Source organism: Streptomyces sp. NBC_00045 (assembly GCF_045041095.1).
In the GTDB taxonomy this organism is placed as follows: domain Bacteria; phylum Actinomycetota; class Actinomycetes; order Streptomycetales; family Streptomycetaceae; genus Streptomyces.
The window spans coordinates 374,864-381,825 of sequence record NZ_CP108272.1 but is presented as its reverse complement, the minus strand read 5'-3'; the positions used below and the strand labels follow the sequence as shown (position 1 = coordinate 381,825).

General features: G+C 69.3%; 8 protein-coding genes. All 8 read right to left on the bottom strand.

Features of this window, described 5'->3' with window-relative positions:
* Positions 1 to 56 precede the first annotated feature (56 nt).
* The 8 genes from OHA65_RS37670 to OHA65_RS37635 all read right to left on the bottom strand — a co-directional run bounded on the left by OHA65_RS37670 (position 57) and on the right by OHA65_RS37635 (position 6,906).
* A complete protein-coding gene (locus tag OHA65_RS37670; protein WP_327286350.1) occupies positions 57 to 1,106 on the bottom strand; it encodes a methyltransferase in 1,050 nt (349 codons plus the stop codon).
* A 43-nt stretch (positions 1,107 to 1,149) separates the two neighbouring features.
* Positions 1,150 to 1,368 (bottom strand): MbtH family protein, encoded by a 219-nt coding sequence (locus OHA65_RS37665; protein ID WP_327286349.1) that lies wholly within the window; start codon positions 1,366 to 1,368, stop codon positions 1,150 to 1,152.
* A 64-nt stretch (positions 1,369 to 1,432) separates the two neighbouring features.
* On the bottom strand, positions 1,433 to 2,563 hold the full coding sequence (locus OHA65_RS37660; protein ID WP_327286348.1) for a beta-ketoacyl synthase N-terminal-like domain-containing protein: 1,131 nt from the start codon (positions 2,561 to 2,563) through the stop codon (positions 1,433 to 1,435).
* A complete protein-coding gene (locus OHA65_RS37655; protein ID WP_327286347.1) occupies positions 2,557 to 3,867 on the bottom strand; it encodes a beta-ketoacyl-[acyl-carrier-protein] synthase family protein in 1,311 nt (436 codons plus the stop codon). The genes OHA65_RS37660 and OHA65_RS37655 overlap by 7 nt, the downstream gene beginning before the upstream one ends.
* Entirely contained in the window at positions 3,868 to 4,113 is a 246-nt protein-coding gene (locus tag OHA65_RS37650) for an acyl carrier protein (RefSeq protein ID WP_327286346.1), read from the bottom strand. It lies immediately after the preceding gene.
* A 97-nt stretch (positions 4,114 to 4,210) separates the two neighbouring features.
* On the bottom strand, positions 4,211 to 5,008 hold the full coding sequence (locus OHA65_RS37645; protein ID WP_327286345.1) for a phosphosulfolactate synthase: 798 nt from the start codon (positions 5,006 to 5,008) through the stop codon (positions 4,211 to 4,213).
* Positions 5,009 to 5,035: 27 nt separating this feature from the next.
* A complete protein-coding gene (gene sbnB, locus OHA65_RS37640; protein ID WP_331736378.1) occupies positions 5,036 to 6,055 on the bottom strand; it encodes a 2,3-diaminopropionate biosynthesis protein SbnB in 1,020 nt (339 codons plus the stop codon).
* A 38-nt stretch (positions 6,056 to 6,093) separates the two neighbouring features.
* The gene (locus OHA65_RS37635; RefSeq protein ID WP_331736377.1) at positions 6,094 to 6,906 is read right to left on the bottom strand and encodes an alpha/beta fold hydrolase; all 813 of its coding nucleotides are present in this window, start codon (positions 6,904 to 6,906) and stop codon (positions 6,094 to 6,096) included.
* Positions 6,907 to 6,962: the final 56 nt, after the last annotated feature.

Sequence of the window (6,962 nt, the reverse complement as noted above, 5' to 3'; positions counted from 1 at the left end):
CGGGTGTGCGGGGTGGGCGCCGCCGGGCCCGTGTCTCGCTCTTGGCGGGCCGCCGATCAGCAGGCGTCTCGTCTCGCTTCGAGCACGCTGAAGAACGAGTCCGGGAGCGGGGTGACGTCCGAAAGGTGCAGGCCCGCCCGCCGGAGCAGGGACCGGTACTGGTCCAGGGTGCGCTCGCGGCCGCCGAGGACGACCATCATTCCGAGGTCGCTCCACCAGGCGGGGTGGGCTGCGCCCGATTCGGGAAGGAGCATTTCGCAAATGAGCAGGCGGCCGTCCGCGGGGAGTGCCTCGCGGCTGCGGCGCAGGATGGTGACGGCGTCGTCGTCCTCCCAGTCGTGGAGGACGCTGCACATCAGGTGGGCGTCGGCTCCGGCGGGGATCTCCTGGAAGAAGTCGCCCGATTCGGTCCGGCAGCGGTCTCGCAGTGGAGCGAGTTCGCCGGAGACCTCGGCGCGTTCGACGACGCTGCGGCGGTCGAAGAGAACTCCGCTGACGTGCGGGTTGGCGGTCAGGATGGAGGCGAGGACGGCGCCCTTGCCGCCGCCGATGTCGAGGAGGCAGCGGGTGTCGTTCCATGCGGGGAGGGTGGCGAGGCCCGCGTAGAGACGGCCCGCCCGCTCCCGCATGCGTTCGTCGAAGGTGGCGCCGACCTGGCCGTCGCTGTCCTTGTGGGTGAAGAATCCGGCGCCGAACTGGCTGTCGAAGGCCGGCCGGCCGGTGGCGATGGTGTCGACGGCTCCGAGCCAGGCGCGGTAGGAGTCGACGTTGCTGAGGGTCGCCCGCATCGAGACGGGCGAGTCGGTCTGGAGCAGTTGGCCCAGCCGGGTGAGGGCGAAGCGGCCCTCACCGTGGTCGGTGAAGAATCCGCAGCTGGCAAGGGTCCGCAGGAGCCGTTCCAGGGCTCCTGGCGACAGGTCGAGCGCCCCGGCCAGCTCCTCCACCTTCCGTTCGGAGTCGCTGAATTCGTCCGCGACGCCCAAGTGGGCGGCGACGGACAGCGCGTACGGCAGTACGGCGACGATGCTGTCGTCTGCCATGCGCAGGAATTCGCGGACCACCGGGTCGGTCGCGGTCGCGATGACGTGCTCTCGGTCGGTACTCACCCGGGTGGGCCTTCCGTTCATTGCGTCAGATCGGTGGGCGTCTTCAGGAGCTCGTGTCGCCCATGGCGTCCACCAGGCTCTTCGGGCGCATGTCCACCCAGTTCTCGTTGATGTAGTCGAGGCAGGCCTGTCGGGTGTCCTTGTCGTGGACGACGGTCCACCCTGCGGGCACCACGGCGAATGCGGGCCAGAGGGAGTGCTGTCCTTCGTCGTTGACCAGAACGGTGTAGACGCCCTCGGGGTCCTCGAACGGGTTGGCCATCGGGTCTTCCTTCCTTGCAGAACGGATTCCTCAGTGCCCGGTGCGGCTGTGTGCACCAGGTTGTTCAGCGGCCGGACGACGGCAGGCGCAGGAGCGCGCAGGCCACTGCTCCGTCGGGGTCGACAGCGCTGACCAGCGCCAGGCGGTCGCCGTCGTGGCCGCGGTCGTCGGCGGCGTGCTGTGCGGTGCTCAGCAGCGCCGCGATCTGGAAGAGGGACGCGGCGGCGGAGGTGTCTCCGATCAGCGATCCGATCGCGGGCCGGGAGACCGCCTCCGTGCCGAACGTGTCCTTGAGGAGCCGGGCCTCCCCCGGATCCGGTGTGCCGCCGCAGCTGCTCGGCATGGCGGCCCAGACGTCCCCGGCCGCCACTGCGGCGGCGTCGAGCACGGCGGACAGGCAGGAGCGCAGGGCGGCGACGGGATCGCCGTCCACGTCGATGCACGAGGTGACCGCCAGTACCTCGGCCAGGACGGTGCGCTCGGCGCCGATGCCATCGGGCCGCTCCAGCAGGAGGACGGCGGATCCCTCGCCCAGTGCCGCGTCCGCGTCGCGGGCGTGCCGCCGGTGGTGCTCCAGCCAGGAACGGGCCTGCGAGTACTCCTCGGTGGCGCCGACGACGACGCGGTCGGCGCGGTGCTGCGCGAGCAGGCGACGGCCGTGTTCGAGGGCCATGAGGCCCGATACCCGTCCGGCTGCGAGGGTGCTGTTCGGTCCGCGGAGGCCGTGGAAGATGGCGCTGGCCGAAGTGGCCCTGTTCATCGCCATGTTCGGGATGGCCACGGGCGGGACGTCCTGGGGGCGTCGGCCTTCGAAGGAGGCACGGGTCACGTCTGCGTATCCCTGTGCGCTGCCGGCGGTGGTACCGAGCACGATCCCGGTGGTGAGACCACTGTCGTCGACGATGTCGGGCGCGTGCCGCAGCAGCTCGCGCACCGCAGTGATCGCCAGGCCGGTGGCGCGGTCGAGCCCCCTGGTCCCGGCCTTCCCCAGTACTTGGCGGACCTCGAAGTCCGGTACGAGATGGGCCAGCGGCTCGGCGACGACCCCCCACACGTCGGTGTCGGGGCGCCGGGCGGTCGTGCGGCCGGCCGACAGTCCCCGTTCGAAGGGCTCGCGTCCCACCCCGAACGGCGACACGGCCGACCAGGCGGTGATGACGGGGCGCTGCGGCCGGCCGGCCCCGGTGCTCAGCACGGCTGCTCCTTTTGCGCCGTCGGCTCCTGGTCGGGGTTCTGCACCGCCGGTGGGGTCCGTCGGCCGTCGGGGCTGCCGAGGACGAGGACGGCGTTGTTGCCGCCGAAGGCCAGGGCGCTGTTCTGGACGATCCGCACGTCTGCTTCGACGGACCGGTTGGGTGTGCAGTCGACGGCGCATTCCGGGTCGGTGTGCCGGTGGTTGGCCGTGGGGGGCACGAAGCCGTGGTGGATGGCGAGGGCGCCCGCCACTGCGCCGAGGGCGCTGGCCGCGCCCATGGTGTGCCCGATCATGGACTTGACTGCGGTGGCGCGGGGCAGCTGCTCGCCGAAGACGTCGTGCATGGCCTGCACTTCGGTGATGTCGTTCGTCTGGGTGCCGGTGCCGTGCGCGCAGACGAGGTCGACGTCTTCGGGGCTGATTCCGGCGTCGTCCAGGGCCAGGCGCATGCAGCGGCCCACGCTTTCCCGTTCGGGAGCGACGGGGTGGTGGGCGTCGCAGTTCAGTCCGTAGCCCATGACTTCCGCGTACACGCGGGCGCCGCGGGCGTGCGCGGAGTCGGCGTCCTCCAGCAGGAGCATGCCGGCTCCCTCGCCGAGCAGGAGGCCGTCGCGCTCGGAGTCGAAGGGGCGGCACTCCTCTTCGGCGACGAGGCCGAGCCGGGTGAACCCGGCGAGCGTCTTGCGGCACAGCACGTCCGATCCGCCGACGAGGGCGTAGTCGGCTTCGCCGGACCGTACGGCGTCGAGTCCGGCGCCGATGGCGTAGTTCCCCGCGGCGCAGGCAGTGGCGATCGAGACGGCTTCGACGTTGGGGAGGCCGAGCTCGCGTGCGAGGTGTACCGAGAGCTGCGATGCGGGGACGCGGCGGGCCAGGACGGCCGGCATGTCTTCGAGGCCTCCGGGGAGGACAGCCTCGACGATGCCGTCCAGGTCCGGTACGCCGCCGTCCGTGGTGCCGACGGCGATGAACCCGCGCCGTCGCTCGTGCAACTCCGACGCGCTCAGTCCTGCGTCCGACAGGGCCATGCGGCTTGCCGCAATGGCGAATCCGGCGGCGGGTCCCACGTCTTCCAGGGGAAGGTGGTGAATCCAGTCCCCGGGTTCGAAGTCCGTCACCTGGTGTCCGCGCCGCTGCGGGAAGTCCCGGGTGTCGAACCGGGTGATGTCGGTGGTGCCCGAGCGTCCGGCCCGCAGCGCGTCGGTGAACGGCCCGACGCCGTTGCCGATGCTCGAAAGAACGCCCATGCCGGTGATGACCACTCTCCGGCGGCTGCCGTTCGTACTGTCCCCCGTGCTCGTCATCTACCTTGCCTTGGCCGTTTCGAGGATCTCCAGCACCGTCTTCAGGTCGACCATCCGTTTCAGGTCTTCCCGCGCGATTTCGATGTCGAGGGCCACCTCGATTTGACTCTGGATTTCCACGGCGTTCATGGAGTCCGCACCGTAGTCTTCCCGGAACCGTCCGGCGGGGGTCAGTTCTTCCTCCTCCAGTTCGAGCACTTCGCAGATTATTTCGCGGACTTTCGCCTCGCGCTCGGCAGGAAGCACCGTTGCTCCTTTCCCTCAGGCCGTGACGGCACAGGTAATGCATTCTTGTTCGGGCAGGGTCTGTCGGTCCAGCGATAAATTGTGGATGTCGCCCATGTCACTTGGCGGGGAAAGAGCGTTCGTACGCGTCGCTGTGCAGACCGTGCCGGTAGGTTTCCACCCTGAGCAGCTCTTCCAGTCGCACGTTGCCCAGGGCGACGCCGGCGCCGAAATGGTCGAGCAGTGCGAATTGGCTCGACTTGGTGGGTGCCTCGAATATGAGGCGGTCGAGTCCGAATTCATCCGCGAGCGTGTCGGCGAGTCCGCGGCTCAACTGGCCGTGGGAATCGAAGAGCCCGACGTCGGCGGCGTTCTCACGGCCTTCGACGACAAGGTGGGTGGCGCCTTCGTTGAGCCATTGGCCGCCCTCTGCGATGAGCCGCTTCGTCGTCTCCTCGTCGAACGCCCCGTCGTGCTTCCCGCCTATCTCGTAGGTGACCGTGAGGCCGCGGGCCGTCGCGGCCTCCAGTACGCGTCCGGGGTGGGGGTCGGAGCGGGTGAACCCCTGGCCCGCCTCGATGCCCGTGACGCTCAGCCGCCGGCACAGGTCGAGGTACTCGTCCAGTCGGCCGAGGTCGGCGGCAATCTCGAACATGCCTCCGCCGACCGTCACCGCAAGGCCGTGGTCCCGGGCGGCCCGGATCTTCTGCTGCAGGCTGCTGTCCTCGATGAGCAGCCACGTCGCCATGGAGAGCTTGAGACCCGCCATCAGGGAGTGGCTCTGGGCGATGTGGGAGACCACCGTCGCGACGTCGTAGCCGGGGTCGAAGGGGTAGGTCCGGGGCGTCCGACGGACGACGCCGAGTGATGCGAGGAAAGCCCGTTGCGGGGATTGCGCGCCGTTCGCTTCGGACACGATTGCTCTTTCTTTCACTGAAAGGGGTTACCTTTCCAGTCGAGTGCCCACGCCGTTCTCGACGGCCCGTCTGTAGACGGCGGCCGAGCAGGCGATGTCTCCGACGGCCTGTCCGATGGGGTTGAAGAAGATGGTCTCCTCGGGCTTCTCGCGGCCCGGACGTGCGCCGGTGACGAGCTGCGAGAGGTCCGCATGGCAGCGTTCGGGACCGAAGGTGCCCTGCTGCGCCATGGTGTGGAGAAGTTTCCCGGGACGCATGACCTGCTCGTAGCAGTCGACGACGACCTTGTCGCTGGCGAGGACGACGTCCGGCATGGGGTCTGCGAGCGAAACGTTCAGGAACAGGGAGCCGCGCGGCACCCACTCGGCGGGGATCCACGGCCCGGGGGCGGTGGTGACCACGAGGATGACGTCCGCGTTGCGCAGGCATCCGGCGGCGTCGTCGTGAACGGTGACGGTCACCCCGTGCTCCTCGCGGGCCCAGCGCGCGAAGGACTCCGCCTGCCGGGGGGAGACGTCATGGACCTCCACCGCCTCGGGCCTGCCCCACGTTTGGCACAGGAGGGACAGGTGCGTCCTGGCGAGGAGACCGGTTCCCAGGATCGCGAGGCGCCTGCCCTCGGGCGCCAGGTGCCGGCAGGCCAGGGCGGAGACCGCAGCGGTCCGCCATGCGCTCACGACGGAGCCGTCCATGACGGCGACGGGGTAGGCGCTGTCCGCGTCGTTGAGGACGATCACCGCGGAGGCCCGCGGTAGGCCTCGGACCTCCTGGTTGTCGTGGGCGCTGCCGATCCATTTGATGCCGGAGAGGTGGACCTCGCCTCCCACGTAGGCGGGCATGGCGATGATGCGGTCGGTCGGGTGCGGGCGGTCGGGCCGGCGCAGGTAGGGCTTGAGCGGTTGCACCACGTCGTCGGCGGCCTGGGCGCGCAGTGCGGCCTCCACGGCTTCCACGAAGAGGGTGCGTTCGGAGCCGACGGCGCGTTCCACGTCGGCGGCCGACAGGTAGAGCAGCCCATCACGTGCGATGGGGTCCAACGCGTTCAAGATTCCCCCTGTGTCCCGTTCACTGCCGATCCGATTGCTCAGCTGTCGGCATGCTGACCGGTGTGTGAATACGTCGCGCTGTTGCCCGCCATCCGGCGGATGGCGCGGTTCACCTGCTGTGCGAATTCCTGCTCTTGTTCCAGCAGGTAGAAGTGACCGCCCGGGAAGGTGTGGCTGGTGAAGGTCCCCGTTGTGGCGTCCTGCCACTCGGCCACCCTATTCCAGGGAACTCCCGCATCGTCAACTCCGGCAAATGCGGTTATGGATGTGGAGATCCTGCGGAGGGGTTGCGGCGAATATTCCTGCACGAGTCGGAAATCTGCACGGACGGCGGGCAGCACCAACTCGCGGAGTCCGGGCTGGAGCATCGGATCGGTGTACGTGCCTCCGGTCCTGCGGAGTTCGGCGATCAGCTCTTCGTCGCTCTCTCCGGGCCATTCACGTTCCGAAGGCAGGTGGGGCGGAATCTGGGCGGACACGATGAGTCCGGCCGGGCGGCGGGCGTATGACATCTCAAGGATTCGTGCCACTTCGAACGCGACCCAGGCGCCCATGCTGTGCCCGAAGAGGACAAGGGGGGAATCGTCATCGAGGTGCGGTTGCAGGGCCTGGACCACTTGGGGTGCCAGGTCTTCCATGGTGGACGCGCACGGCTCGGATATCCGGTCCTGTCGGCCCGGGTACTGGACGGACAGCAGCTCTGTTCCGTCGGGTAGCCACGAGGCCCAGGAATGGTAGAAGGAGGCGGTGCCGCCGGCGTGCGGCAGGCAGAGGAGGCGTATCCGTGCATCACGACATCGCCGGTTGCGCCGGATCCAGGACGCTCCGGCGGCAGGACGGTCAGAGGGCATACCCGCCTCCGCGCCCGTCGAGCGGGCTTCCCTGTCCGTCGGGAACGCCTTCCGTA